The organism is Nostoc sp. DedQUE12b, assembly GCF_034530835.1.
Lineage (GTDB): Bacteria > Cyanobacteriota > Cyanobacteriia > Cyanobacteriales > Nostocaceae > Nostoc.
Map to the genome: position 1 here is coordinate 1 of NZ_JAVRCI010000088.1, position 26503 is coordinate 26503.

The 26503-nt window shown below is 42.3% G+C and carries 27 protein-coding genes, 1 tRNA gene and 1 other annotated feature; of the genes, 14 read left to right on the plus strand and 14 right to left on the minus strand.

All coding sequences use genetic code 11. The annotated features are described in order from the left end of the window. The 4 genes from RMY16_RS27985 to RMY16_RS28000 form a co-directional block, all read left to right on the plus strand. Window positions 1-218, plus strand: a 218-nt coding sequence (locus tag RMY16_RS27985; RefSeq protein ID WP_322739102.1) for a hypothetical protein, incomplete at its 5' end; no start/stop codon positions are given. A gap of 628 nt (window positions 219-846) precedes the next feature. Further along, window positions 847-1857, plus strand: coding sequence for a tryptophan--tRNA ligase (gene trpS / locus RMY16_RS27990; protein WP_322665342.1), 1011 nt, complete (start codon window positions 847-849; stop codon window positions 1855-1857). Window positions 1858-1915: 58 nt separating this feature from the next. After that, entirely contained in the window at window positions 1916-2845 is a 930-nt protein-coding gene (locus RMY16_RS27995; RefSeq protein WP_322739103.1) for a methylenetetrahydrofolate reductase, read from the plus strand. A 125-nt stretch (window positions 2846-2970) separates the two neighbouring features. Continuing rightward, the gene (locus RMY16_RS28000; protein WP_322739104.1) at window positions 2971-3822 is read left to right on the plus strand and encodes an Rpn family recombination-promoting nuclease/putative transposase; all 852 of its coding nucleotides are present in this window, start codon (window positions 2971-2973) and stop codon (window positions 3820-3822) included. Window positions 3823-4106: 284 nt separating this feature from the next. Here the strand turns inward: RMY16_RS28000 and RMY16_RS28005 are convergent, their stop codons facing one another. From RMY16_RS28005 to RMY16_RS28015, 3 genes are all read right to left on the minus strand, one after another. Beyond that, window positions 4107-4352: a hypothetical protein gene (locus tag RMY16_RS28005; RefSeq protein WP_190960961.1), complete on the minus strand. Its 246-nt coding sequence runs from the start codon at window positions 4350-4352 to the stop codon at window positions 4107-4109. A 224-nt stretch (window positions 4353-4576) separates the two neighbouring features. Then, on the minus strand, window positions 4577-5131 hold the full coding sequence (locus RMY16_RS28010) for a phosphate-starvation-inducible PsiE family protein (RefSeq protein WP_289799733.1): 555 nt from the start codon (window positions 5129-5131) through the stop codon (window positions 4577-4579). Between the two features lie 81 nt (window positions 5132-5212). Continuing rightward, window positions 5213-6133, minus strand: coding sequence for a tetratricopeptide repeat protein (locus tag RMY16_RS28015; protein ID WP_322665348.1), 921 nt, complete (start codon window positions 6131-6133; stop codon window positions 5213-5215). Between the two features lie 265 nt (window positions 6134-6398). Here RMY16_RS28015 and RMY16_RS28020 point away from each other — a divergent pair, with 265 nt between their 5' ends. The 4 genes from RMY16_RS28020 to RMY16_RS28035 all read left to right on the plus strand — a co-directional run bounded on the left by RMY16_RS28020 (window position 6399) and on the right by RMY16_RS28035 (window position 11246). Then, entirely contained in the window at window positions 6399-8447 is a 2049-nt protein-coding gene (locus RMY16_RS28020) for an elongation factor G (RefSeq protein ID WP_322665350.1), read from the plus strand. A 219-nt stretch (window positions 8448-8666) separates the two neighbouring features. Further along, the gene (locus tag RMY16_RS28025) at window positions 8667-9542 is read left to right on the plus strand and encodes a prohibitin family protein (RefSeq protein ID WP_322739105.1); all 876 of its coding nucleotides are present in this window, start codon (window positions 8667-8669) and stop codon (window positions 9540-9542) included. A gap of 94 nt (window positions 9543-9636) precedes the next feature. Beyond that, entirely contained in the window at window positions 9637-10596 is a 960-nt protein-coding gene (locus RMY16_RS28030; RefSeq protein WP_322739106.1) for a hypothetical protein, read from the plus strand. Next, window positions 10596-11246 (plus strand): Uma2 family endonuclease, encoded by a 651-nt coding sequence (locus tag RMY16_RS28035; protein ID WP_322739107.1) that lies wholly within the window; start codon window positions 10596-10598, stop codon window positions 11244-11246. The genes RMY16_RS28030 and RMY16_RS28035 overlap by 1 nt, the downstream gene beginning before the upstream one ends. Before the next feature lie 135 nt (window positions 11247-11381). Here RMY16_RS28035 and rplL read toward each other — a convergent pair whose 3' ends face one another. The 8 genes from rplL to rplS form a co-directional block, all read right to left on the minus strand. After that, window positions 11382-11771: a 50S ribosomal protein L7/L12 gene (gene rplL / locus RMY16_RS28040; RefSeq protein WP_322665357.1), complete on the minus strand. Its 390-nt coding sequence runs from the start codon at window positions 11769-11771 to the stop codon at window positions 11382-11384. A gap of 93 nt (window positions 11772-11864) precedes the next feature. Continuing rightward, window positions 11865-12479: a 50S ribosomal protein L10 gene (gene rplJ / locus RMY16_RS28045; RefSeq protein ID WP_322739108.1), complete on the minus strand. Its 615-nt coding sequence runs from the start codon at window positions 12477-12479 to the stop codon at window positions 11865-11867. Between the two features lie 62 nt (window positions 12480-12541). Next, window positions 12542-12709, minus strand: a sequence feature (ribosomal protein L10 leader region). Between the two features lie 56 nt (window positions 12710-12765). Then, window positions 12766-13479: a 50S ribosomal protein L1 gene (rplA, locus tag RMY16_RS28050; protein WP_322739109.1), complete on the minus strand. Its 714-nt coding sequence runs from the start codon at window positions 13477-13479 to the stop codon at window positions 12766-12768. Window positions 13480-13623: 144 nt separating this feature from the next. After that, window positions 13624-14049 carry a 50S ribosomal protein L11 gene (gene rplK / locus RMY16_RS28055; protein ID WP_094348918.1) on the minus strand — a complete coding sequence of 142 codons (426 nt, stop codon included), beginning with the start codon at window positions 14047-14049 and terminating at the stop codon, window positions 13624-13626. A gap of 6 nt (window positions 14050-14055) precedes the next feature. Continuing rightward, entirely contained in the window at window positions 14056-14703 is a 648-nt protein-coding gene (gene nusG, locus RMY16_RS28060) for a transcription termination/antitermination protein NusG (protein WP_322739110.1), read from the minus strand. Then, window positions 14703-14924 carry a preprotein translocase subunit SecE gene (gene secE / locus RMY16_RS28065; RefSeq protein WP_099102704.1) on the minus strand — a complete coding sequence of 74 codons (222 nt, stop codon included), beginning with the start codon at window positions 14922-14924 and terminating at the stop codon, window positions 14703-14705. The genes nusG and secE overlap by 1 nt, the downstream gene beginning before the upstream one ends. 187 nt (window positions 14925-15111) lie before the next feature. Beyond that, window positions 15112-15184, minus strand: a tRNA-Trp gene (locus RMY16_RS28070). A 154-nt stretch (window positions 15185-15338) separates the two neighbouring features. After that, on the minus strand, window positions 15339-15701 hold the full coding sequence (rplS, locus tag RMY16_RS28075) for a 50S ribosomal protein L19 (protein ID WP_094348921.1): 363 nt from the start codon (window positions 15699-15701) through the stop codon (window positions 15339-15341). 153 nt (window positions 15702-15854) lie between these two features. Between rplS and RMY16_RS28080 the strand changes: the two genes are divergently transcribed. Next, window positions 15855-16913 (plus strand): glycosyltransferase family 2 protein, encoded by a 1059-nt coding sequence (locus RMY16_RS28080; RefSeq protein ID WP_322739111.1) that lies wholly within the window; start codon window positions 15855-15857, stop codon window positions 16911-16913. Between the two features lie 674 nt (window positions 16914-17587). After that, the gene (locus RMY16_RS28085) at window positions 17588-18646 is read left to right on the plus strand and encodes a glycosyltransferase family 4 protein (RefSeq protein ID WP_322739112.1); all 1059 of its coding nucleotides are present in this window, start codon (window positions 17588-17590) and stop codon (window positions 18644-18646) included. Between the two features lie 117 nt (window positions 18647-18763). Here the strand turns inward: RMY16_RS28085 and RMY16_RS28090 are convergent, their stop codons facing one another. Then, complete coding sequence (locus RMY16_RS28090) at window positions 18764-19423, minus strand: hypothetical protein (RefSeq protein WP_322739113.1); 660 nt, start codon at window positions 19421-19423, stop codon at window positions 18764-18766. Between the two features lie 327 nt (window positions 19424-19750). Here RMY16_RS28090 and RMY16_RS28095 point away from each other — a divergent pair, with 327 nt between their 5' ends. Continuing rightward, window positions 19751-20260, plus strand: a complete 510-nt coding sequence (locus tag RMY16_RS28095) for a hypothetical protein (RefSeq protein WP_322739114.1) — start codon at window positions 19751-19753, stop codon at window positions 20258-20260. An 8-nt stretch (window positions 20261-20268) separates the two neighbouring features. On the opposite strand, the gene RMY16_RS28100 is transcribed toward RMY16_RS28095, so the two are convergent. Beyond that, window positions 20269-21096, minus strand: coding sequence for an ABC transporter permease (locus RMY16_RS28100; RefSeq protein ID WP_322739115.1), 828 nt, complete (start codon window positions 21094-21096; stop codon window positions 20269-20271). Between the two features lie 356 nt (window positions 21097-21452). On the opposite strand from RMY16_RS28100, the gene RMY16_RS28105 reads away from it, so the two are divergent. Next, entirely contained in the window at window positions 21453-21992 is a 540-nt protein-coding gene (locus RMY16_RS28105) for a DUF3172 domain-containing protein (RefSeq protein ID WP_322665373.1), read from the plus strand. A 185-nt stretch (window positions 21993-22177) separates the two neighbouring features. Here the strand turns inward: RMY16_RS28105 and RMY16_RS28110 are convergent, their stop codons facing one another. Then, window positions 22178-22942 carry a DeoR/GlpR family DNA-binding transcription regulator gene (locus RMY16_RS28110; RefSeq protein ID WP_104906232.1) on the minus strand — a complete coding sequence of 255 codons (765 nt, stop codon included), beginning with the start codon at window positions 22940-22942 and terminating at the stop codon, window positions 22178-22180. Window positions 22943-23236: 294 nt separating this feature from the next. Here RMY16_RS28110 and RMY16_RS28115 point away from each other — a divergent pair, with 294 nt between their 5' ends. Together RMY16_RS28115 and RMY16_RS28120 are read left to right on the plus strand one after the other, a co-directional pair. Continuing rightward, entirely contained in the window at window positions 23237-25156 is a 1920-nt protein-coding gene (locus RMY16_RS28115) for a transketolase C-terminal domain-containing protein (protein ID WP_322739116.1), read from the plus strand. A 172-nt stretch (window positions 25157-25328) separates the two neighbouring features. Continuing rightward, window positions 25329-26438 carry a transposase gene (locus RMY16_RS28120; protein ID WP_322739117.1) on the plus strand — a complete coding sequence of 370 codons (1110 nt, stop codon included), beginning with the start codon at window positions 25329-25331 and terminating at the stop codon, window positions 26436-26438. Window positions 26439-26503: the final 65 nt, after the last annotated feature.

Below are 26503 nucleotides of genomic sequence, written 5' to 3' on the forward strand. Positions count from 1 at the left end.
ATGCCATTACATCGAGCGGCCATGCCATTACATTGAGCGGCCATGCCATTACATCGAGCGGCCATGCCATTACATTGAGCGGCCATGCCATTACATCAAGCGGCCATGCCATTACATCGAGCGGCCATGCCATTACATCGAGCGGCCATGCCATTGCATCGGCTTTTTATTTACAACAAACTACAGTCAAGCTTTACAATACCCACTCTATAAGTTGAAAGTAGGGGCGCAAAGCCTTCATTGGTGTCAATTTAACGTGAAACCTGCTTGGTGAGAACGTTTTGCCCTCACCCACAGCCTCTCTCCCCAAGGGCTACGGTGTACACACAAGTCTGAAATAGCTGATTAACCAGGGTTTTACCCCACCCTAACCCTCCCCGTATGCATTGGGGAGGGAACTAGATTCCTGTTTCCCCCCAATGCATCGGGGGGATTAAGGGGGGTAATTTGACTTGTGTATACACGGTAGCTCCCCAAGGGAGAGGGGAGTTAGACATTCAATTCTCCTTCTCCCTTGAAGAAGGGGTTAGGGGATGAGGGCGTGAGGGATTTGCAAAACGCCTGTCTGATATAGTTTTCGGCTTAAGTTGACACCAATGCAAGACCTTGCGCCCCTACAAATCTAGAAATAATTTGGGATAATTTACTTTTTGCAAGTCCCTAAGTTATCGTTTTCCTTAAAGAGTTTCTATAGCACTCGGAGTTGAGTTAAAATCTCTTATCTCACAACGGCGAGTTGACCTGGAAAATGTCAAAATTAAATGAGTTTTGCGTAGGCGCAAGCAATTTGTCGCCAGACATCGCCACTTGACATAGCGCGGATTTGAGATAACTAAGTTGATATTTATGGGCAAGCAACGTGTTCTTTCTGGAGTTCAACCAACCGGCAATTACCATCTAGGTAACTACTTGGGAGCCATTCGCAACTGGGTAGAAGGTCAGAGCGAATACGAAAATTACCTTTTTGTCGCTGATTTGCACGCGATTACAGTGCCACACGACCCAAAACAGTTGGCAGCTGATACCTACACTCTTGCTGCTCTTTATCTAGCTTGTGGTCTTGATTTAAATCACTCCACTATCTTTGTACAATCTCACGTTTCGGCCCACAGCGAACTCACTTGGTTGCTCAACTGCATTACACCTCTAAACTGGCTGCAAGATATGATCCAGTTCAAAGAAAAGGCTGTTAAACAAGCAGAAAATGTGAGTGCAGGCTTATTGGATTACCCTGTGCTGATGGCAGCAGATATTTTGCTTTACCAAGCCGATAAAGTGCCAGTAGGTGAAGACCAAAAGCAACATTTGGAATTGACACGGGATATTGCAGCTCGGTTAAATCACCAGTTTGGTAAACCAGAACAACCAGTTTTGAAGTTACCAGACCCTTTGATTCGTAAGGAAGGGGCAAGAGTGATGAGTTTAGCAGATGGTACACGCAAAATGTCGAAGTCCGATCCTTCCGATTTGAGCCGGATCAGTTTGCTAGATTCACCGGAACAGATTCAATACAAGATTAAGCGCTGTAAAACCGATCCGATTCGTGGTCTGACTTTTGACGATCCGGCGCGTCCAGAGTGTAATAATTTGTTAACACTCTATACATTGCTTGCTGGGAAGAAAAAGGAAGATGTGGCAGTTGAGTGTCAGGATATGGGCTGGGGACAGTTCAAGCCATTGTTGACAGACACAATTATTGAGTCTTTGAAACCAATCCAAGAAAAATATTACTCGATAACGGCAGATAAAAGCTATTTGGAGTCTGTGTTGCGGGATGGAGGGGAAAAAGCTAGAGCGATCGCAAATCAAACTTTATCACAAGTCAAAACTGCTTTAGGCTACTCTCTTCCTCTATAAGTTTTCCCCTTTAGGTGTGATTTGTTATACCATTTAAGAAATTGAAAGTCTTAATTTTATGCATCACACCCATAGCCCCACAGGCTTGAATTACTTTCGCAGAGCTGTACGAGCAGGTGAATTTCTAGTTACCGCCGAGGTAGCACCGCCGAAGGGAGGAGATCCAGCGCACATGATTCAAATGGCGGCGACTCTTAAGGGGAGAGTTCATGCCGTCAATGTAACTGATGGTAGCCGCGCTGTGTTAAGGATGTCTTCGTTAATGGCGTCGGTGATTTTGTCACAGAATGGCATAGAGCCGATTTGTCAAATTGCTTGCCGCGATCGCAACCGCATCAGTTTACAAGCTGATTTGATGGGCGCTCATGCTTTGGGCATAAATAACATTTTAGCTTTGACTGGCGACCCAGTAAAAGCAGGCGATCATCCAGATGCCAAAGCAGTATTTGACTTAGAAGCTGTACGGCTGCTGCAACTGATTCGGAAGATGAATCAAGGTGTTGATTGCAATGAAAAACCCTTGACTGATGGAGCGTTAGATTTATTTGTTGGTGCAGCGGTAGATCCGCAATGTAAAAGTTGGTCGGGTTTACAAAGTCGATTTGAACGCAAAATCGAAGCTGGAGCGCAGTTTTTTCAAAGTCAGTTGATTACCGATTTTGAGCGGCTAGAAAAGTTTATGGATACGATTGCTGCTGGTTATAAAAAACCAATTTTGGCAGGAATATTTCTGTTGAAATCAGCAAAAAATGCCCAGTTTATTAATAGATGTGTTCCGGGTGTAGATATTCCCCAACATATTATTGATAGATTGGCAAAAGCCAAAGACCCTTTTGAGGAAGGGATAAAAATTGCCGCCGAGCAAGTGCAGATAGCGCGGCAATTGTGTCAAGGGGTACACATGATGGCGGTGAAACGTGAAGATGCGATCGCGCCAATTTTAGATTTGGCTGGGATTGCTCCAGTGAATCAATTGGTATCTATGTAAATTAGAGAATGAATTTTTTATTAAAGCAGATGGTTATTCCTATCTGCTTTTTTATATTGAAACAGACGCGTTTACACTCTTTTTGATAGACTTTCAATATCCAATGTTCCCTTGACTAAATCTAGGTGCAAACTGACAAAATATTTTATAGCTTATTTCAAGCTTTTCCTAGCATATTTTTTGCGATAATTGGCGATACGACTGCCAATGTCAACGCATATCAATTTGTTTCAGTTGAGCTAAAAGAAACTGCTTTTAGGATTGATGGGGTATTCATCCCCACAAGTGAAACCACAAACCAACCACTTTACTTTGTTGAAGTTCAGTTTCAATTAGACGCAAATTTTTATAGACGCTTCTTTGCCGAAATCTTCCTTTACTTACGTCAAAACGAATCAGTCAATTTTTGGCGTGCAGTTGTCATCTACCCGCAACGAAGTTTAGATCCAAACGATCGGCTACCGTATCAGCTGCTGCTAGACAGTTCACAAGTGCAACGCATTTATCTAGATGAATTAGATACGAGGGAGAACTCACTTCAAGTTGCGATCGTTAAATTAATTATCGAAAGAGAAGAGACAGCCGTTGACAAAGGTAGAGAATTGATTTTACAAGCAAGGCAACAACTGGCAGATGAATCTACCAGCAAGCAAATTGTAGAATTGATAGAGACTATTCTGTTGTACAAATTTACCCGGTTAAGCCGAGAGGAGTTAGCAGAAATGTTGGGTATAGACGACGAATTCAAAAAAACACGGATGTATCAATCAATCAAGGAAGACGGCTTAGAAGAAGGTCGCCAGGAAGGTCGCCAGGAAGGTCGCCAGGAAGGTCGCCAGGAAGGTCGCCAGGAAGGTCGCCAGGAAGCTAAGTTAGAAGCTATTCCCCGATTGTTGGCATTGGGATTGAGTGTAGAACAAGTGGCGGTGGCTCTCGATTTAACGGTGGCGCAAGTAGAGCAAGCAGCCCAGAATTAGTCTATCTAATAGTAGGCAGTGCTTGCCTCTAATTTAATCAGCAAGTGTAACGCCGATAGCGTACTCCTTTCCTGCGGAACGCTACGCGAACGGAGAAGTAAGCTACGCGCAGCGTCTCGTAGAGAAGCGTTAGCGAGTCCGCGTACTCTTTCAGAGAAGCAAGCTACGTTTTTAGCGTTTCGTAGAGAGCGTCATAGCCTGCTTTAGACATCGCCTCTTTTTGTTTTAGCTAAACCAGAAGCGATGTCTACGATGGGCTTACGCTTACGAATTCAAAACCTGGGTTACATCTTACCGTGTTGCAGCACTTGTTGTAGATGTTGGCGAATCTCTTGTGCGTGTTCAATATCAGATTGTCGCAATTTTTGGAACAACTCTACACAAGGTTGAGAACCTACTTGTTCTGCATCTTTGATATAGGTATCGTAAGCTTTAACAGCTTCAGCCTTGTTGTGCAAAACGGTGACAAAATCATACTCCAAGTCGCTAATCGCTGTTTGAGATTGTCCGTTACCTGTATTTGTAGCCATTGCTGGAACCTCTTTTATAATTTCTAATTAACGTTATATTCACCCTTAAAGAGGGATTCATCTTCCAAAAAGAGTATATTTCAATACGTCGGAAGTACCTTGCAAAAATAATTTCCTGATACAGCCTTACACAAAGGAGTGGGGAGTAGGAAAAATACTTTTCCCCACTCCCCAGTACAGACGCGATTAATCACGTCTCTCCCACTCCCCATTTTCATAACAATTTATCCAAGCGGTTGATTTTCATCACATTGACGTGAATACTGTAATTCCAGCTCGTTTTGCCGTTCTCTACCTCCCCTATACACAACCGGACAAAACTTAGTGTTAGCGCTCATACAATCCATGTGTGGCGTTTTAGCGCATACCACGAGTAGTCCACCCAAAACAAATAACAAACCACAAATTGCAAGTGTATTAACCCAATGCATTTCCAGCGCTCCGTGAACTACTACCTCTCGCAGTAGAGATACAATTGTTACCTCAACTGCTACTCCCACAGAGATACTATGTTCTTGCAAATAGACCATTAATAGTCGAAATAACTCCACTAAAATCAACACAAATAGTATTTTTGCAGTCACATGTTTATAGTCTAGTGGCTGCGTGAGGGCAATAGCTATGCCCCACAATTGGATTAGCATGACGGCGAACAAACCAAAACACAAAACAATCACAATTAAGTCTTGAAAGGCTTCCATGTTGCGAACAATTGATTGCCGATCAAGCCAGCGATCGCTAAATAAAAATCGACTTTTCTGGCGCTTTTGCATGTACATTTTTCCAATCGGGACAAGTTCAGACAACACCAGCGAGTCAACCCAATAGTTTTATGTTACGCAATATTAAGTTTTTCTGCCTCAGCGAGGTTGGTAATTTAAATTTTGTGCTTGTTGCAACAATTGCTCGGCATTTTTCGCCCATTGGGGATTTTTTTGAGCATTGTATAAATCTCTAGCAAATTGCAATACTTGTACTGCATCGCCATATTGCTGTAACTGCATAAAAACTAACCCAGCACCATAATAAGCGTTGGGATAGTTAGAGTTAGCTTCGGCTGATTTTCTAAAAGCCTCTAATGCCTCTTGTAATTTACTTTGTTGAAAAAAAATTGAGCCGAGATTGTAGTAAGCTTCTGGATACTTGGGATTAATTTTTAATGCCTGATAAAATGCACTTCTTGCTTGATCGAGTTTACCTTGTTGGAGATAACACATCCCTATATGGTAAGGAGGTTCTGGTGCGTTTTTGCTATACTGTACAGCTTTTTTAAAAGATGCGATCGCTCGCTCGCAATCTCGTTGCTGTTCTTGTACTAACCCTAAGTTATAGTGGGCAAATCCGAGTTTGGGATCGAGTTCTAAGGCGCGTTGCAAATAATCGTTAGCTAACTTTAAATTATTGCCTTCTAACAACGCTCCGCCTAAATTAGCAAAAGCTGGAGCAAATTTCGGATCGGCTTGCGTCGCTCGATAAAATGCATCCGCAGAGGGTTGTAATTGTCCCGTTTGTCGGAATGCTAGTCCTAAATTATAATGCGCTGGTGCCAATGTCGGATCTAACTGAGTTGCTTGTTTAAAAGCAGCGATCGCATCTTGTACCCTTCCCGCTTGAATTGCTTGTAAGCCTTGGTTTAACCACTCTACAGCAGTTTTAGGATTAGATTGTGCCAGTTTTGAGGCGACAGAAGGGGATAGAGCAAGAGAGGGGAAGGAAATGCTAACAAGCAGCATCAAACTTACTAACCCTGCCATGCGATATTTAAAGAATGATAATCTCATTGATTTTCTGACTCGCAACACTTTCAGTTAAATTTACTTGAGAAAAAGTTTTTTACAAAAGTTTTTGATTCGGTATAAAAATTTGTGATGCTTAATTTTTCTTAAGCTAAATCTTACGACAGGCTACAATTTTTTTAACTTTCAATTAAAGGGAGGATAATAACGAATTAAAGAAGGGGTAATTTTGACTCCAGAGAACCATTTTTTATCCCTCGATATATACAGAATCATGCGGTTATAAAAGACTTACCGCAAGGGAGGTTTTATGAACGAAAAAGTAAAATCGGGTTCGCGGAACGTTGCAATTGTCGGGCCTTATTTAAGTGGAAAGACCACTTTACTAGAAAGCTTGTTATTTGTCACAGGGGCAATTTCTCGCAAAGGGAGTGTTAAGGACAGCAATACAGTGGGAGATAGTGCAGCCGAGTCGCGCGATCGCCACATGAGTGTAGAAGTCAGCGCCGCTAGCACTGAGTATAACGGCATTCGCTTCACCTTTATTGACTGTCCGGGAAGCGTAGAATTTGCTCAAGAAACGTACAATGCTTTAATCGGAGTCGATGCAGCAATTGTAGTTTGCGAACCCATCCGCGAACGAGTCCTCACCCTTGCCCCTCTATTTAAATTCCTGGACGATTGGGAAATTCCCCACCTCGTCTTCGTCAACAAAATGGATCGGGCAAATATTCACGTCCTAGAAACATTGCACGCCCTGAAAGCAGTATCTAGCCGTCCCCTGGTAGCGCATCAATATCCCATCATGAACGGGGAAGAACTCACCGGCTTTATCGATATGGTGAGCGAACAGGCATATCAATATCATCCAGGCGCACCTGCCGATCCCATTCCCTTCCCCGAAAGTTTAAAAGAAGAAGAACATACAGCACGGGCAGAAATGCTCGAAGCCCTAGCAAATTTTGACGACCATTTACTTGAAGAACTTTTAGAAGACATCGAACCATCGCAAGAGGAAATCCTCAAAGATTTAAAAATGGAATTAGGGGCAGATTTGGTAGTGCCCGTTTTCTTTGGTGTGGCAGAACAAGATTATGGTGTTAGACCTCTATTAGAAGCTTTGTTACGGGAAGCCCCCGAACCAGAAACCACAGCAGAACGTCGTTTAAAAAACATAAAAGGTGATACAGCTTTAGCGCAGGTATTAAAAACTTACTACACTCCCCAAGGTGGCAAACTCTCTCTAGTGCGTGTTTGGCGGGGCAAATTAACTGATGGTATCGTCCTCAATGGCATTCGCACTGGTGGAATTTACCGCCTCATGGGACAACAACAGCAGTCAGTTAACCAAGTTAGTGCTGGTGAAATTGTTGCATTGAGCCGTTTAGAAGGAATCAAGACAGGCGATACAATCTCCACAGAACAGCAGTCGGCAATAAAATTACCCAAAGCTGTAGAGTTGGAACCAGTGTATGCCCTCGCCATTACACCAGAAAAGCGCAACGATGAAGTTAAACTCAGCAGTGCTATTACCAAGTTATTAGAAGAAGACTGCTCACTTGCTTGGGAACAACACGGCGATACCCACGAAGTTATTCTTTGGGGTCAAGGCGAGATTCATTTACAAGTCGCCCTAGACAAACTGCGCCGCAAATATAACTTGCCGATGACAACCCACTTGCCGCAAGTGCCTTACAAAGAAACCATCCGCAAAACAGTGGCTTCAGTTCATGGGCGCTACAAACACCAAAGCGGTGGTCACGGACAGTTTGGTGATGTTTTTCTCGACATCAAACCCCTACCACGCGGTACAGGTTTTAACTTTAATGAAACTATTGTCGGTGGCGTAGTTCCTAAACAGTACATCCCCGGCGTAGAAATGGGCGTGCGAGAATTTTTGACACACGGGCCTTTGGGCTTCCCGCTAGTAGATTTGGCGGTAACTTTGACTAATGGTTCATACCACAACGTTGATAGTTCCGAACAAGCCTTTAAGCAAGCTGCGCGATTGGCAATGCAAACGGGGATACCCCAAGCCGAACCTACCCTGTTGGAACCAATTCTGCGGGTGGAAGTGACTACACCGAGCGAATTTACTTCCAAAGTTCTGCAACTGTTGAGTGGTAGACGGGGGCAAATTTTAGGCTATGAGGGTAAAAACGATTGGCAAGGCTGGGATAATGTCTCTGCATACTTGCCACAAGCAGAGATGCAAAACTTTATTGTAGAGCTGCGATCGCTCACCTTGGGCGTTGGTTCCTTCCACTGGGAATATGACCATCTCCAAGAAGTACCAGAAAAGCTTGCCGAACGTGTCATTCACAGCAATGGCAATGGTGGTAACGGTAACGGCAAGTAATTTTTAATTTTGAATTAATTGTAGAGTAGCGTAGGCGATGCCTGTCGTAGGCATTGCTCCAAGGCTGAGATTCCTGACTTTTGAGAAAAGTCGGGAATCTTTTTTAATCTGTAAAAGGATTTCTAAATCTCTAACTTGTGTGAAATGATATGAGTTTCATAAAAGCATTTGGGAATTATGTGATTAAGTACATTCGTCTTAACTACACAGAAAAAACTCATGGGCTTTATAGTATCTCTTGTAACTAGCCTAATTGCAATTCTCGTTTATCTCAATACAGATAGGATATCTAGTGAAAGGTCGCGTTTAGCAATACGTGGAATTATGATATTGATTGGCAGTATTGCAGTACTGAATTCTTTTTCTCGGCTTTTGGTGATTGTCCCACCTGGTAATGTCGGTATCGTCAATTTCTTTGGTGAGGTTTCCGAAACTACTCTTAATCCTGGTGTCCACTTGCTTAACCCCTTTAGCAAGGTGCTGAATTTTTCTACTCGCCTTAAGGATATAAAGGAAAATGTAGATGCAACATCCCAAGAAGGTTTGAGCCTAAATCTTGATGTCAGTCTTCAGTACAAGCTCGATCCGCAAAAGGCAGCTACAGTATATAAAACAATTGGAACTGATGAAACACAACTGGTGATTTCCAGATTCCGCTCTACTGTCCGCGCTATCACGGCAAACTATCCAGCCAATGCTATTTACTCTACCAAACGCCAAGAAATCGCCCAAAAAATTGACCAGCAACTCACCCAAGAGATACCAGCTTTAGGTTTCATCGTTGAGGAAGCTCTTTTACGAAACATCAAAATGCCTGATACTCTACAAGCTGCAATTCAAAATAAACTGAAGACAGAGCAAGAAAATCAGCAGATGAAATTTGTTTTAGAGAAAGAGCGTCAAGAGGCAGAACGAAAGCTGATTGAAGCGCGAGGTATAGCTGATTCTCAAAAAATTCTCTCAAATGGACTTAGTAACCAAGTACTACAATTACGAGCGATTGAAGCTACAGAAAAGCTAGCTCAATCCAATAATTCTAAGCTGGTAATTATTGGTTCTGAAAAAGGCGGATCGCCTATTCTGATCCAGCCATAAACATAAAGCTCAAAGCCCTAAAGTTTTATTATCAGGTCAATGGTTTGGTAAATAATTTTTGCTTCACTTACATCCACTGGGAGCATCGTTAGTCATGCAAAATAGCAACTTTTATCAAGAATTAGGCTATGGGTTATTTATCTTTATTATTTTAGCAACTGGTGGATTATTTTTGTATTTTGTTATTCGTAAATCCATCATAATTTCAGAATACACTTCATCTCAATTAGTATTTAGAACGCAACCAAAGTTATCGCAGAGTATAGGGATAATTATGGTTGGAATTACATTAGTTTTCTTATTAGCTACTTTGATGCTTGCACCTATTACTAAACTAAACTGTAGCCGTTTATTCCAAAATGCATCGTTTTTCAATCAAGAAAAATATACATTCCAATGCGAATTACTGGAAATTGGCTTGTTCGATAATCAAGTGAGAACAGAAGTCTTTTCGGAACTTAACTCAGTTAAAATTGAAGCTATTGATAATGAAAATAGCCATCGAGAAATCACTAAAACTTATCAATTATTCCTATCTACTGATTTAGGCAATATTCCTTTTAAAAATTTAAGCTCTTATACAAAAAACCATAAACTTGACAAATTGTACTCAATAGCTGCGTCCATAAAGTATTTTATAGAAAATCCTTCAGAAAAGACTTTATCAGTTTTACAGAATGACAGTGATGGAGTCTATGCAGGTTTTAAAATTACAATATTCTTCGGTTTATTAGCGTTATTAATCATAGCATTGGGAAAAGTTACAGATTGTAAATTTGATAAAGAAACTAATACTATGACGATGAGCCGACATCAATGGTTCGGTAAGTTAGGAAAAGAAGTTATTCAGCATTCATTAAATGAGATTAAAGATGTAAAACTAGAACACATAGAAGGAGAAGAAGGTGGCTGGCTTTATAGAGTTACTTTTGTATTAAAATCAGACGAAATAATACCTTTAACTCAGGTTTATAGTTCGGTTTATCAAGAAAAGCAACAATTAGTTAATTGTATTAAAACTTTTCTTCAAGATAAATCAGGCAATGGTAAGTAATGGTAAAAATTCAATTGCAACAATTAAGTGTTCCGCCGGGACATAGAGTAATACTCCACGATGTTAGCTGGCAAGAATTTGAGGCAATTTTAGAAGAACTTGGCGACCATCGAGCCACTCGATTAGCTTACAGCCAGGGAACTTTGGAGATAAGAATGCCGTTACCAAAGCATGAGAAAGCCAAAGTCATCATTGGAGATTTGGTAAAAATTCTTTTGGAAGAGTTAGAAATTGACTGTGAAACATTTGGCTCAACCACTTTCAAGTGTGAAGATATGGCTTTTGGTGTAAAGCCTGATGACTCTTTCTACATTCAAAATCATGCTCAAATGATTGGTAAAGAGCCAATAGACTTGAGGGTTGACCCGCCACCTGACCTTGCAATTGAAGTTGATGTTACTTCCAAAACTCAACTAGATGCTTACGAAGCATTGCGAGTTCCTGAACTGTGGCGATATGAAAATGGCAAGCTACAAATTAATATTCTTCAGGATGGCAAATACATTGAGTCTGAAATTAGTTCTATTTTTCCCAACTTGCCCACTGTTGAAGAAATTCCCCGGTTTGTCGAACAAAGCCGAACTTTAGGTAGAAGCCCAACGCTTAGGGCATTTCGTCAATGGGTAAGAAAGCAAATCAACCCAACTTAATCTAACCCTTGCTTTTTTAACAACAAATTAGCGTTGTAATACTTAATACTATTTTTATCTGCAACAGAAGATTCTACGATAAAAAAAGGAGCCTAAGTTAGACTCCTTAATAAAAAAGTGGTAATAGAGTTGTGACTACTTAACAGTCACCTTACCGCCAGCTTCTTCGATGCGCTTCTTAGCATCTTCAGCGGCATCCTTAGCAACACCTTCTTTAACTGCCTTGGGCGCAGCTTCTACCAAGTCTTTAGCTTCTTTCAGACCCAAACCGGTCAATTCGCGGACAATTTTCAGTACGGCAATCTTCTTATCAGCTGGGACTGATTCGAGAATGACTTCAAACTCAGTTTGCTCAACAGCTTCTTCAGCAGGAGCAGCAGCAGCACCAGGCCCTGCAAACGCTACGCCAACAGGTGCAGCAGCACTTACACCAAAAGCTTCTTCAATTTGCTTGACTAACTCAGAAGCTTCCAGCAAAGAAAGAGTTTTTAGTTGTTCTAAAATGTTATCGGTTGTAGCAGACATTGATATAACTCCTGTAATTTTGATTATTTATTTGTCATGGGTCATTAGTCTTTAACTATAGACTTTTGACTTTTGACTGATGAACCACGAAGTCTATTCAGCAGCAGTTTCAGTGCTACTATCGCCTTCAGCAGTGTTTTCGGTGCCGCTATCTTGTACAGCAGCAGTTTCAGTACTACCACCACTTTGTTCTTGGTCGGCCACAGCCTGTAAAGCACGAGCCAGTGAACCAGGAACTTCGTTGATACCCACAGCAATCTTAGTAGCCAAGGAATTGATAGCCCCAGCAATTTGTGCGATGAGTTGCTCCTTAGATGGCAAGTCTCCTAGTACCTTGACATCAGGTTCTTTGAGTAGGCGACCTTCCAGTACACCACCGCGAAGTTCTGTCTTCTTGGTGACTTTTTGGAATTCTTGGTATGCCTTAATTGCCGATGAAAAATCTTCTTTTACCAGCAAAAAGGCGGAAGAACCATTTAGCAATTCGGACATAGGCTGCCATTTTTCATCATCTTTAATGGCAATGCCCATTAGGGTGTTCTTCGTCACCTTACAAACAGTACCGCTGGGACGCAGCCGCCGCCGTAAATCACTAATTTCAGCAACAGTTAGTCCCTGATACTCTATTACCAGGGCCAGAGTTGACTCACTCAAAGTTTCTTTGAGGTCAGCTACTATCTCTTTTTTATTTTCTAGTGTTCTACCCATTCCAATCTCACCTCCTTAAAACAATCGGGGAAGTGCCCTTTTGTACGTTTTTTCTCAACCTGAACCCAAACAACAAACCCCAGCTAATATAGCCGGGGTTGAGTAGTAAGACTCTTGATGCCATAGTCATCACACCTTTATGGGTGGTAATTCTGACAATTAGAGTTTTAACCTCGGCAGGATATTAAGTTATTAGCACCTGCTGTCTCCGGCTTTGCCTATTTAATTTTGTCATTTGTCCTTAGTCATTAGTCCTTTGCCTTTACAAATAACTAATGACTAAAAATTAACTTGCTTGGCTCAGTTTCAAATCTCGTAGGGCACTGATATCAACTTTAATTGATGGCCCCATAGTGGCTGACACATAAAATGTGCGCCAATAACGACCTTTAGCTCCTGAAGGACGGTTACGGTCAATTGTCTCCTGTAATGCCTTCAGGTTGACTAACAAATCTTCAGGCGAGAAGGTTGTCTTACCAAACATAACATGCACAATACCAGTTCGATCAGCCCGGAATTCTAATTTACCTGCTTTGAATTCTGCGATCGCACCTGCTAAGTCAAATGTTACGGTTCCACCCTTGGGCGATGGCATCAAACCACGCGGCCCAAGCAACTTACCCAGCTTTGCCACTTGTGGCATCACATCGGGTGTGGCAATCAGCTTGTCAAAATCCATTCTACCTTTCTGGATTTCGTCAATCAGTTCTTCTGACCCAACTAAATCAGCACCAGCACTGCTGGCTTCGTTTACCTTTTCGCCTCTGGCTATCACCGCCACGCGGACGATTTGTCCTGTACCTTTGGGCAGTGCTACCGTTGTCCGCAACTGTTGGTCTGTATACTTGGGGTCAATTCCCAACCGGATATGCGCTTCAGCAGCTTCGGTAAATTTAGCTGTTGCTGTGTCTTTAAGAAGGGCTAAAGCCTCTAAGGGATGATAATCTTTTTCTTCTACTTTTGCTTGCAGACCCTGCAAACGACGCGATATTTTTGGCATTTTTTCTCCTGGGGTAATTCCGAAGCCTCGCCTCTCCCCCGATAAAATTTTGGATTTTAGATTAGGAAGTTGAGAGTGAGGAGTGAGGAGTGAGGAGTTAAATATCAATAACTCATAACTCATAACTCATAACTCATAACTTTCTTAGTCTGTAACTGTTACGCCCATATTTTTAGCTGTTCCTGCCACAATCTTCATTGCCGCGTCTATGTCGTTGGCATTGAGGTCGGGGAGTTTGGTTTGGGCTATTTCTTGCAATTGTGCTTTGGTTATTGACCCAACCTTCTTTTTGTTGGGTTCATTCGAGCCTTTTTCAACTTTCGCCGCCTTCCGAATCAGTACTGATGCGGGTGGCGTCTTGAGTACGAATGTAAAACTCCGGTCTTCAAAAACCGAAATTTCTACAGGTATCACCATTCCAGCTTGGTCTGCTGTTTTGGCGTTGTACTCTTTACAAAACATCATGATGTTGACACCATGTTGACCCAAGGCGGGACCAACTGGCGGTGCTGGGTTGGCTTTTCCAGCATTCAGGGCCAGTTTAATGACCGCCACTACTTTCTTCGCCATTTGTATTTAACTCTGTTTCTCTACCTGATTAAATTCCAATTCTACTGGTGTATCCCTGCCGAAAATTGAGAGCAAGGCTTTAAGTTTACTCCGTTCTGGAGAGACTTCAATTACCTCGCCTTCAAAGTCTTTAAATGGACCAGAAAGCACCATTATCTTATCACCAGTAGCCATGTCAATTTTGACAACAGCTTCTTGTTCGCTGGTTTGTTTGAATATACGTTCAACTTCTGAAGAACTTAGTGGTATGGGGTTGACATGACCGCGACCCTTGCTGCTACCACGTTTTTGTTCTGAGCCGACAAAGTTAATTACATGAGAGGTGTTGCGTACCACCTGCCAAGTATCATCATCCATCATCATCCGCACCAGCACATAGCCAGGGAAAACTTTTTCTTCTGTATGCTGGCGACTGCCATCTTTGCGGATTTTCACCGCTGGCGTCTGCGGAATTTCTACCTGGATAATTTTGTCAGCGACATCAAAAGTTTGAATGCGTTGCTCTAAGTTAGTCTTTACACGCTTTTCACAGCCGGAAGCTACTTGTACTGCATACCACCGTGCTTCTTTTGACGCCGCTTCTGCTGCTTCTGCTTCTGCTATTTCTTCTGACTGCAACATTGAGTTGCGTGGTTCATCTGTTGCAAAACTCATTAGAACACCTGTTTTGCTGCCCAAGCAAACAATCCATCGACCAAGTATATCAAAGATGCGGAGAGTGCCACCATTAACAACACAGCAGCGGATTCGCTCACTATTTGTTTCCGACTGGGCCAAACTACTTTTTCAAGTTCTTCTTTGGTTCCCTGTATGAAGTTGCCAAAGCTAAACCCATTTGTGGTTTCTGGCAATTCTGCTTCACTTTTTTTGGCCACGACCGTTATCCCCCGTTTCTTATACTAGATCCTGTTTAATTGTCATCTAGGTTTGCAGTTTCGACTCTATTTCACTTACTGGAAGCAAAACAACTGCAAATACAATAAGTTTACCCGAAATTATTAGCGCTAACTGCCATATTAGCAGCTGCGTAATTATTTCGGGCTTTGTTTTTTTGCTCTTGAGCGCGCCCTGGAGGACTTGAACCCCCGACATCAGGTTTTGGAGACCTGCGTTCTACCAACTGAACTAAGAGCGCACAAGCTGTTTTTCATTCAGTGATTGCGCTGAACTAAATTTCAGTTTAACGCAATATGCGATTTATATCATACCTTAATTTTGCCCTTGAAAACAAGTCAGCGGCAAATGCCGCTTGCAGCTTGAGATTTCTCCCATAATGATTGAAGGACGAATCACAAAGGGCGGTCAAACCGTTGCTTGATTCTGGTTGCCTTACCTACGCGATCGCGGAGATAATATAGTTTAGCACGGCGGACTTTCCCGCGACGTAACACCTTAATGCTGTCAATCCGGGGAGAATGCAACAGAAATACCCGCTCAACGCCCACGCCTTGAAAAACCTTACGAACTGTAATAGTTTCGTTGATGCCGCCATTGCGCTTGGCAATCACAACCCCCTCGTAGGGTTGCACGCGGTATTTTTCGCCTTCTTTGATTTTCACTCCCACTTTTACAGTGTCGCCCACATAAATGTCGGGCAGATTTGATTTTATCTGTTCCGCTTCAATGGAGCGGATAATCTCTTGAGCGTTCATAGTCTTTCTGTCTGCTTAAAAAAAACTCACGATCATCAATGATAAATCGATAATCCTATTTCAGTCTACTTGTTAGGATTGATAATTGTACTGATACAACAGCCTAAAGATCAAAGCTATATTGCAAAATGCCGTACTACAAAGGAAAAATTTATGAAATTTAGCATCGTCATCAGTACCTATAATCGCTTGAATTTGCTGAAAAGAGCAATTGATTCCGCTCGTAACCAAACAATCGAGTGCGAGGTGGTTGTTGCTGATGATTGTTCTTCTGATGACACCCAAACCTATCTCAAAAGCTTAGGGGACAAGGTTGTTTATCATCGTAACGAAGTAAACCAAGGTCATGCAGCAACGGTAAATGCTGGAGTTGCCAAAGCTAGCGGCGACTGGATTAAGTTTTTAGATGATGACGACTATTTAGCACCTAACTGCATAGAAGAGATGGCAAAGGCGATCGCACTTCGTCCTGAAGCTGTAATCTTCTCTTGCGTGGCGGCTCAGGTGGATGGCAATGAAGTTGAACTCTCTCGCACTCCCCAAGTTGGCCCCGGTTTAGCTTTTTATATCCCACAAACCGATATTCACTACGGAATGCTTTTAGAGCTTGTACCCTTTGGCACACCTGTACAAGTAGCTTGTCGACGTGATGCTTTCCTGCAAAGTGGCGGTTGGGACTCCACACTCGATGCTAACTGTGATGACATCGATTCCTGGATTCGGATTGCTCAGTTTGGCGATGCTATTTTCTTCAACCAGTGTCTTGCTTACCGCACTATCTGGCCGGGTGCGTATAATCAGAAGTTTTCTTTGTCTCGGCGCTTGGCAACAAATATTTTGATGAAGGAGAAAATTTACGCTTTAGTAAATGAGCAACATCGCTCAAAGATTCCCGTCTTTCAGGATATAAAAAATTACCTGAAACTCCATTGGATTTTAGTCGCATTGAAGCAAAAAAATCTCAAGAGTTTCTTTTCAATGATAGATCCATCGATACTTTCTCCTCGATCTTGGAAGTTTTTGCTAACTGCTATTTCATCACGCCGCTCTCAGGGAAACAATTCTCAGGTTCGTAAACTTGTATTGATTGATTTTTACTATGATGTCTGGCAAAATGCCCAGAATCAAAGCGCCAGTCTTCAGAATTTAGAATTAGATTCTGTACCACTGGTAGACTTGCCTGTGAGCGCTCAGTCAAACTCTGAACGCTAGACGAGGACGTTACGTTACTACCAACTACCAGATTTGTCGCAGTGAAATTATCCAAAGTCCCCAAGGTGTAAAAAGAATAATAACCAAAGACTTTAACTTCTGTAGAAGTACCCGATTGCAAAAATTATATGTTGCCATCAGACCAGGTTATGTGTATATGAGGTGGTATTGATTAGAAGTGTGGAGTATGTAAGGTTGTCATTTTGTCACCTCAAACTCAGGTTATGAGTTTAACTAAAACTGACTGAAGCTTTATCATTACTAGGCTTTCACACAATTATTAACAGTAATAATGAATTATTTGTTACCGTTAATTCCCTTCTTTATCATCAAGCAAAATGCTGTTGTCATAAACCAGTATTTTAAAAAAGCTTTTATTCTCTGGTTTGGCTGGTGTGCTGTACTAGAGTTTCGATACTAGGTATTGGGAAATATAAAATTTGAGATAACAGATTCAGTCTTCAAAATTTTGAAGTTTTACCCCGATTTATCGAGCCGTTACTGAATAAGTCTTTAAGCTAAGTAACTGGTAATAAGCGCTCTTAGTCAGGAGAAAGTGGTTAATTTTACGCACTACTGACTACTTTTGAGTTGTCGCTAAAGACCTCAACCATTATGTTGGTTGATTTATACTCGGTTACTTATCTTTATTTTTTATATACATCTCAAAGATTATGCGAATCATACATATTTTGAACCACGTTCAAGAAATAGGTAACGGTATTGTGAATGTGGCTGTGGATCTGGCTTGTCTACAGGCAAAATCTGGTTATGAGGTAGCAGTTGTTTCTGCTGGTGGAGAATACGAGGCTTTACTAGAGCTTTGTGGTGTCAAACATTACCACTTAAACCAAAGCAGAAGACCGATAAATACGATTAAAGCAGCTATACGTTATCGAGCGATCGCAGCTGAATTTCAGCCGGATATTGTTCATGCTCACATGATGACGGGAGTAATATTAGCACGTATTTTTAAAGGAAACAAATATACTTTAGTTTCTACAGTCCACAACGAATTTCAGCGTGCTAGCCTGTTGATGGGTTTAGCTGACAGAGTAATTGCTGTTAGTAAAGCTGTGCAAGATTCTATGATTAGGCGCGGTATTCCAGAACACAAGTTGCGGGTGGTATGTAACGGTACTTTAGGCAGTCCCCGCACCCGACAAATACAAGATTATCTACCTTTACCATTACAACATCCAGCGATCGCCACTGTAGCCGGGATGTATCAACGCAAGGGAATTGCTGAGTTAATTGCTGCCTTTGAACAAATTGCCTCAGATTTTCCCCAAGCCCATCTTTATTTGGTAGGAAATGGCCCTGATAAACAGCTATTTGAGGCGCAGGCAGAAGCAACTTCTGTAAAAGAACGTATTCATTTTGAAGGCTTCCAACCAGAACCTCAACGCTATTTGATATCTTGCGACATATTTGTGCTGGCTTCCCACCGTGACCCTTGCCCTTTGGTACTTTCGGAAGCTAGAGAAACTGGAACTGCGATCGTCGGCACTCAGATAGACGGGATTCCTGAAGCTTTAGACAACGGGCGAGCAGGTCTTTTAGTGCCAGCAAAAGATAGTCATGCTTTAGCTGAGGTTTTAGTGCAACTACTGAGTAGTGCCGAGATGCTGCAAGAGTGGAAACAACGGGCAAAGAAAAACCTAGAAAGGCTGAGTGTTGCCCGCGTCCATCAGGAAACAATGACAGTGTATCGGGAGTTAATTACAGAATGAGGGCGTTAGGAGTGCTGAGTGCTGAGTTAGGAGTTAAGAGTTAAGAGTTTTGTTTATCTCCTTGTCCTTTTGCCCCCTCATCTTCATCATCTCCCTGCCCCCTGCTCCCTACTCCCTTTAACAGAGCGATCGCTTTAGTTTTAAAGCTACGCCTAAAGCGCCAAAAACCAGTACACCCAAAAGGTTAGTTGATTCAGGCACAGCTGTTGTGTAATAAGAAGCCACTCTGATCGGCCCATCTTTATCTTCTTGGTCTGCTGGAATTGGTGGAATGATTCCAGCACCTGGCGCTAGATTAGGCAGGCTAGCGAATGGATTGTAAAACAGGGTTCCGTTTGGGATGACGCCACCACTAAAAGTGATAGTACTACCAGCAATGGTAATGTCTGTAAAAATATCCTTTAGATCGGGGTCAGCAGAGTTACCAATCTTCCCATCTCCATTAACATCTCCCCACTGCACTGGTTCATTATCAAATGCTGGATTAGAATTCGGATTACTATAGGACAGTGTTTTTAAATCAAAGACCAAGCTTTTTATATCGTATCCGGTAGCATTTACAAAGTTATTAGCTACATCTGGAACACCATATTCTATTACTTCCCCTGGTAGAAACCCTGTAAGGGTTCTTGGTTTTTTTGCCTCGAATACTTCTTGATTTTTAGTCGTCACAATGGGTTCTACAAAGATGACGGCTCTTGCTGGTGTCGAAAACAAAAAACTAATTCCTGCTGCTCCGAGAACAGATAAGGCTATTTTTGTGGCAATTCTAGTCATATTTGTGTCCTTTGGATATTGATTCGCAGAATACTATACCGCATGGTTTAAATCAAACAGCAAAAACTCACTTTGAAACTGCTATCTATCTGCTAGATAGATAGTGGTTAATGTGTTTTTGCTCACTGAGTTGATATATACTCATAGGTTGATTTATAAAGCAATTCTTGTAATGCTTTATCATGATAACTAGTAATTTCACGCAATCTTTATAAAAAATCCAAATTATCACTTATACATTGACAGATTAGACAATATGTGAAACATAAATAATTAATTGGTTAATTGGTGTCTTAATGGGACGCTACATAGCAGGTTTGAGATGAAATGGTTATAAGATTTAGAGACTATGGCAAACGACTTTCTGATTTTGAGCAAGAAATTTTAGTACGTTGTCCCCAATGCGAGCGCATTGCTAAGATATTGACTCTAAACTCTGAGCAATCAAGTCTCTGTTCCATCAAAAGAATTACCTGTCATCACTGTAGCTATACAAAACAACAGCCAAAGGATGGCAATCGAAAAGCCGCATTGCTACTGTGGGAGAACAATTATGGGAATAAAAGAAATTCCAGCTATGAAATATTAGAGCATTTTTTTGGCTTGCCCCTGTGGCTCCAAATCTCTTGTTGCGGTCAGGTACTATGGGCTTATAATGAAGCACATTTGAACTTTCTGGAAAGCTATGTTCAATCAAGGTTGCGAGAACACTTGCCAGATGAGCCATTAAGCTGGCACAATGGCAGTCTTGCCAGTCGGCTACCCCGATGGATCAAGCTAACGCAGCATCGGGAAAAAGTTTTACAGAAAATTCAACAGTTAAAGCACAGGTTGTAATCAACTCTTTAATCTTGCTGATGAGCAAACTTATAACCACCCCAGAGAGAAAGAGCGATCGCGATCGCCAACAAAATCGGTATGCTGTACCAAGGAAACTGAGACAAGGGTAGATTGGCAACTGCACGCAATCCAATGCTGGCGTAGGTTAGTGGCAGCAGGTAAACTAAAACTTTGAGAGCCGCTGGTAATGTAGCAGGGTCAAAGAAAGTCGCTCCTAAGAACGACATGGGGATAATGATAAAGTTATTGTAGAGTCCAACTGATTCGAGTGATCGCACACTCAACCCTACAATCACCCCTAATCCAGCAAATACCGCACAATTCAGCACCACTAACAGTAAAAACAGTGGGTTGAGAAAATTCCAGTTTCCACTAAACAGCAACGCTACCAAAATCACGGAACCGGAAGTCATCAAACCCCGCACGACTCCCGCCAGCATTTTACCCATGTACAACGCTAAAGGATTTATGGGAGTTAACAACAATTCCTCAAAGGTTTTGGTAAATAGTCTGTCTCCACAAATTGAAAATGTCGTTCCAGCAAAGCTAACCGTCATCGACGACAGCGCCACCATTCCCGGTAATATAAATTCCAAATAGTTGTCATAGTTGCCACTAATTCCTGAACCGGGTTTGATGGAACTACCCAAACCCAAGCCAAAAGCTAGAATATATATGAGCGGGGATATTAAGCCTGATGCAGCAACTGGTAGGATTCTCACGCGTAAATCTAACCAGTCTCCCCAAAAAATAGTCAGACTATCAGCTATAAAGATTTTAAGTTGCGAAGTTTTGAATCTCTTGCCCAAAGGTAGCGCTCTTTGAAATGTCACGTGCTTTTAATTACTTGTTAAAATTTCATTAAGTTTTAATTTACATTGTTTTACGTATCAATTGCTAGGGGTGACAAAAATATCTCATCCTAAAAATTGAAAATTAACAACAAAAGTTAGATAGTTTAACCTTTCTGACTAGCTCAATTGTGAAAAGTAAATTAGCTATATCTGATAACAATTAAAAGTATTAAAATTTTGTCCCGATATTTGGATAAACTCGTATTTTTCTCATTTAGCAAGAAGAGCGCAGGGAAAGTCACAGGCAATTATAGTCAAGAATAGGCATACTGAAAGAGGGAGAAAAAACTTTAGACCACTCCCTCCCAAATCGGCGTGAAGGTGATTAAGCAACAATGAGACGTAAATCTACTGGTAGATCGGCTACTACTTCTAAACCCTCTATTTTCCAATCCCCTCTATTTAACTTCACCACCATCGCAATTATGGGAGGGGTGTTGATTCTGGGAATTGGGATTGGCATTGCTTTTAGTTCTACAGCCACGTTGTCCCCAGCAAATGTGGCTTCCCGTGACTTCATTGACACCAAAGCACCAAACCCGGAAATTTGTGTGCAGTATGGAGCCAGTGCAATGGTAATGGACGCTAGATTGTTCGTTACTCTCAGCCCCTTTAATGTCTATGTTTCCCAGCCCACTATGCGTCCTGGATGCGTTCTCCGACAAAATAACTGGGCGCTTTTAGAGCAACGTAAGCTGGTGACTAACGATCAGGTAAGAGATTGCAAAAATCGCCTGAACACCTTTGGTTTCACAGGTAACTTGGACAGTGACAAACCTGATATTAGATGTATATATCAGAATGAAGCTGCTCAAAACTTCTTCAACGCTCAACCGGGAGCAGTTGGAACACCCCAAGAAACGGATAGATTTTAGATTTGGGCATTGGGCATGAGAGGCAGAGGGGCGGGGGCAGCACTTCTCTACGAGAGGCTGCACTTCGACTACGCTCAGTAACCACGCCAACGGCTACGCTCAGTGACCGAGGGGCAGAGGGGAAAAACTAACTGCCACATCTCCCCTGCTCCCCAATCCCTAGCGATCGCATCTTCAAAATCAGATCACTCGTACTCGTCACGTATAATGGTCAAACCTAAAGCTTTGTAGGCACTCAGCATATTATTAGATACCGTAGGTGCTGTTACTAAGTAAGTCAGGGCATGAATAGACTCCACTAGATAAGGAGCAGCCGTGTCTAATTTTTCTGCTGTCACTAATCCTACTACCTCAGCCGATCCAGCAATCATGGCTCGTTTGACGTGGGCTTCGTCTAGGTTAGGTACACTAATCCCAACCTCTGGATGCAAACTGCAAACCCCTAACATGCACAAATCTGCACGAATCATCCGTAATGTCTCAATTGTGACAGTACCCACGTTCACCAAGGCTTTTTTGTAGAGTTGTCCACCTAACATCACAACCTCTATATGGGGATGTTCTGCTAAAGCAACTGCTATTGGTGGACTATTTGTGATCACTGTTGCGTGCAAATCTAGGGGTAAATGACGGGTTACTTGGAGAGTTGTTGTACCTCCATCTAAAATCACCACTTGTCCTGTACAAACTAATTTTGCTGCTGTGCGAGCGATCGCTTCCTTTTCTTTTGGCGCTTGCTTTTGGCGATCGGCATAACTAGCAGTGGCTGGAGATTTGAGGAGCGCTCCCCCATGAACGCGTTGCAATAGTCCCGTTTCTGCCAGTTCTCGCAAATCCCGGCGAATCGTATCCTCAGAAACCTTCAGAACAGCACTAAGCTCTGTCGAAAGTACCTTTTTATCACGACGCAGTATTTCTAAGATGAATTGTCGTCGTTCAGCAGTTAGCATAATTAATTTTCCTGAAAATGCGTTTTTGAACTTGAAATTGCACGTTTGTGAGTTTATACTTATTGATATACAAGTTTTTGTACGGTAATCCGTAACTTCAATTGAATTCAAGCACATTCATGCACAATTGAATGTATTGATTTTGGCATTTGATGAAATCACACGGTTCCACAATGGTTCCGAGTGGTTGACTTGAGTTTGGATGATTGTTGCCCAATGAGGGTTTTAACAATTTTTATTAGTGCGCTCGCGCATCCCGTCTGTTCAAATTGTTTTTTATTCAATCAATAAACCATGACTACTATTAATACCCAATTTCCGATTGATCTCGGTGCTTACCAATTTTTAGCGCTCAATCCAGCAAATTCCAGCCTTACCGCCCAACAGCGAGAGGCTCTCAAAGCGAATATTCAACTCTGCCGAGATGCGATCGTCTTTTTTACTGCGACTGGCGCTGCTAGCGGGGTGGGTGGCCATACTGGTGGGCCTTATGATACAGTGCCAGAGGTAATGATCCTCGATGCCTTTTTCCGGGGAGCATCGGAGCAATTTGTGCCGATTTTCTTTGATGAAGCAGGACATCGAGTCGCCACTCAATATCTGATGGCAACGTTGCATGGTGATTTACCTGCCGAGCAACTTTTACGCTATCGGCAAGCACATTCCAATTTACCGGGACACCCCGAACTAAAACTAACTCCTGGTGTGAAATTTAGTTCTGGGCGCTTGGGCCATATTTGGCCTTACATCAATGGTGTGGCAATGGCGAATCCAGGCAAAGCTGTTTTCTGTCTCGGTTCTGATGGATCGCAACAAGAAGGTAACGATGCCGAAGCTGCTCGCTTGGCTGTTGCTCAACATCTCAATGTCAAGCTAATTATTGATGACAATGATGTAACGATCGCTGGACATCCTTCTAAATATTTACCTGGTTTTAATGTCGCCAAAACCTTAGAAGGCCACGGTTTGAAAGTACTTCAGGGAGACGGAGAAGACTTAGACGATTTATACCATCGTCTTTGTGAAGCTGTAAATACTCCCGGAGCGATCGCTATTATCAATAAACGCCCGATGTGTCCTGGTATTGAAGGTTTACAAGGTTCCATTCATGGTCATGATGTCATTTCTGTAGATTTAGCAGTTAAGTATCTAGAATCTCGCGGACAAACTGCGGCTGTGGAATACCTTAAAAATATTGAGAAACCCAAACAAACATATACATTTCTGGGTTCTGGTGACAAATGGGGCGCTAACCGTAGTGTGTTTGGTGAAGCCGTGGTGGGCGTCCTCAGTCGTATGAGTGAAGCGGAGCGTAAAGAAAAAGTTAAGGTCATTGATAGCGATCTAGAAGGCTCCTGCGGTTTGAAGAAAATTCATGAAACATACCCAGAAATATTTATTTCCTCCGGCATCATGGAACGGAGCAACTTCTCTGCTGCGGCTGGATTTGGGATGGACGAGGGCAAGCAAGGTATTTTTGCGACCTTCAGCGCCTTCTTAGAAATGTGTATCTCAGAAATCACGATGGCACGGCTGAACTATTCCAATGTTCTATGTCATTTTTCCCATGCGGGTATAGATGACATGGCAGATAACAGCTGCCACTTTGGTATAAATAATATGTTTGCCGACAATGGCTTGGATGATGGCTACCCAACACAGTTGTACTTTCCGGCAGATAATAATCAAATGACAGCTTGTGTAGAAGCTGTGTTTTTTGAGCCTGGACTGCGGTTTATTTTCTCCACCCGTTCCAAAGTGCCCAACATTCAGGACAGCAACGGCAATGACTTCTTTGGAAGTGGCTACAAATTTATTCCTGGTAAAGATGAGGTTATACGAGAAGGGACGCAAGGCTACATTATCAGTTTTGGCGATGCTCTCTACCGTGCCGTTGATGCTGTAGAGCGTCTGAAACAAGAAGGACTAGACGTTGGTTTGATTAACAAAACAACTTTAAACACCATTGATAAAGAAATGATTACCAAAGTTGGTAACGCTCCTTTTGTCCTTGTAGTAGAACCCTTCAACCGTCGCACTGGCTTAGGCAGCCGTTTTGGTTCCTGGCTACTAGAGCGGGGTTTGACTCCCAAATATGCCCATCTTGGAACTCATAAAGAAGGTTGCGGCGGTTTGTGGGAACAGTACCCATATCAAGGTATCGATCCAGTGAGCATTATCAACAAGGTGAAGGAGTTAGTTGGAAAAAGGTAATTCATTTATTAGGGCATAGCCTTAAATTCATAAAGGAACATCATCAAAAAACTTGCTCTTCAAATTCAGATACCCCTGATTGGGAGTTAGTCGATACTGAAGTTTATAAGCAAGAAGATTCTCTTTACGAGGCTATCGTTGTTGCGTACTATAAACCCCTAGAAAACGTCTAATGAAGCGCACTGTTAGCATCCCAGTTGATCTGCCATCTACAAGATTTCTGCCTTTGATGAATCAGTGTGCAAAAATTTTTAATGCACATATTGACTGGGCATTAGCCAACAGTAGCTACAACAAAAACAAGGCACACAAGGAACTGTATCATTTATTAAGAGTACAGTTTCCTAGTGTGCCTTCGGCGTTATTGCAAACGGTTCGGGATAACGCTTTAGAAGCAGTTAAGGCTACCAAATTCAAAAGCATTCCCCGAAAAAAGCCAACATCAGGACTAAGGTACGATCAGCGCACAATCACGCTAAGGGGTCGTCAGTTGACACTTAGCTGCATCGGTAAGCGAATTAGTTTAATCCTAGATGTTCCCGACTATTTCAAAGAAGTTTTTGAAACCTGGGAATTTTGTGGAGCATCTGTTACTTATGCCAAAAAGCAAGCGCAATTCTGGGTACGCTTAATTTTTGAAACAGAAGATCCGCCACAAATACAAGGAAAAATTCAAGGAATTGATCGAGGGTTATACCATCAAGCTGTAACCTCCGATAGACAATTCTTTAGTTCATCTAAAATTAGAGCGCTACAAAGACGTTACTTATTCAATCGTCGTAAACTCCAGCAAAAAGGCACTCGCAGTTCTAAGCGTCGTTTAAAAGCGATGTCTGGACGCGAGAAGCGGTTCATGTCGGACACGAATCATTGTCTAAGTAAAAAGCTAGCCAATCAACCTCTTGTTGCAGTTTTTGTGCTTGAAGACTTGTCAAGTATTCGCACCCAGCGACGCGGCAAGAAAATGAATAAATGGTTGGGGAGTTGGGCATTCTATCAGCAAGAGCAGTTTTTGTCCTACAAAGCAGAAGCGTTAGGGAAACGAGTAGTACATCAAAATCCTCGCTACACCTCCCAAAAATGCAATATTTGTAAGCACATCAAAAGAACAAATCGGCATAAGTCTAAGTTCCAATGTCAAAACTGTGGACATCGGACTCACGCGGATTTAAATGCTGCCAAGAATGTTCGGGATGACTATATTCTCTCTTCTACCCAGTTAAGGACGGAAGAGCAGGTGTCAGTCAATGCACCGTATGTTTCAGCCGAGTCTCTCGGTTAGTTACAAGCCCGCTGGCTAAGGTCAGGGAGTCGCCTCCCTGCCTCGCCTACAAAACCGGACGTGAG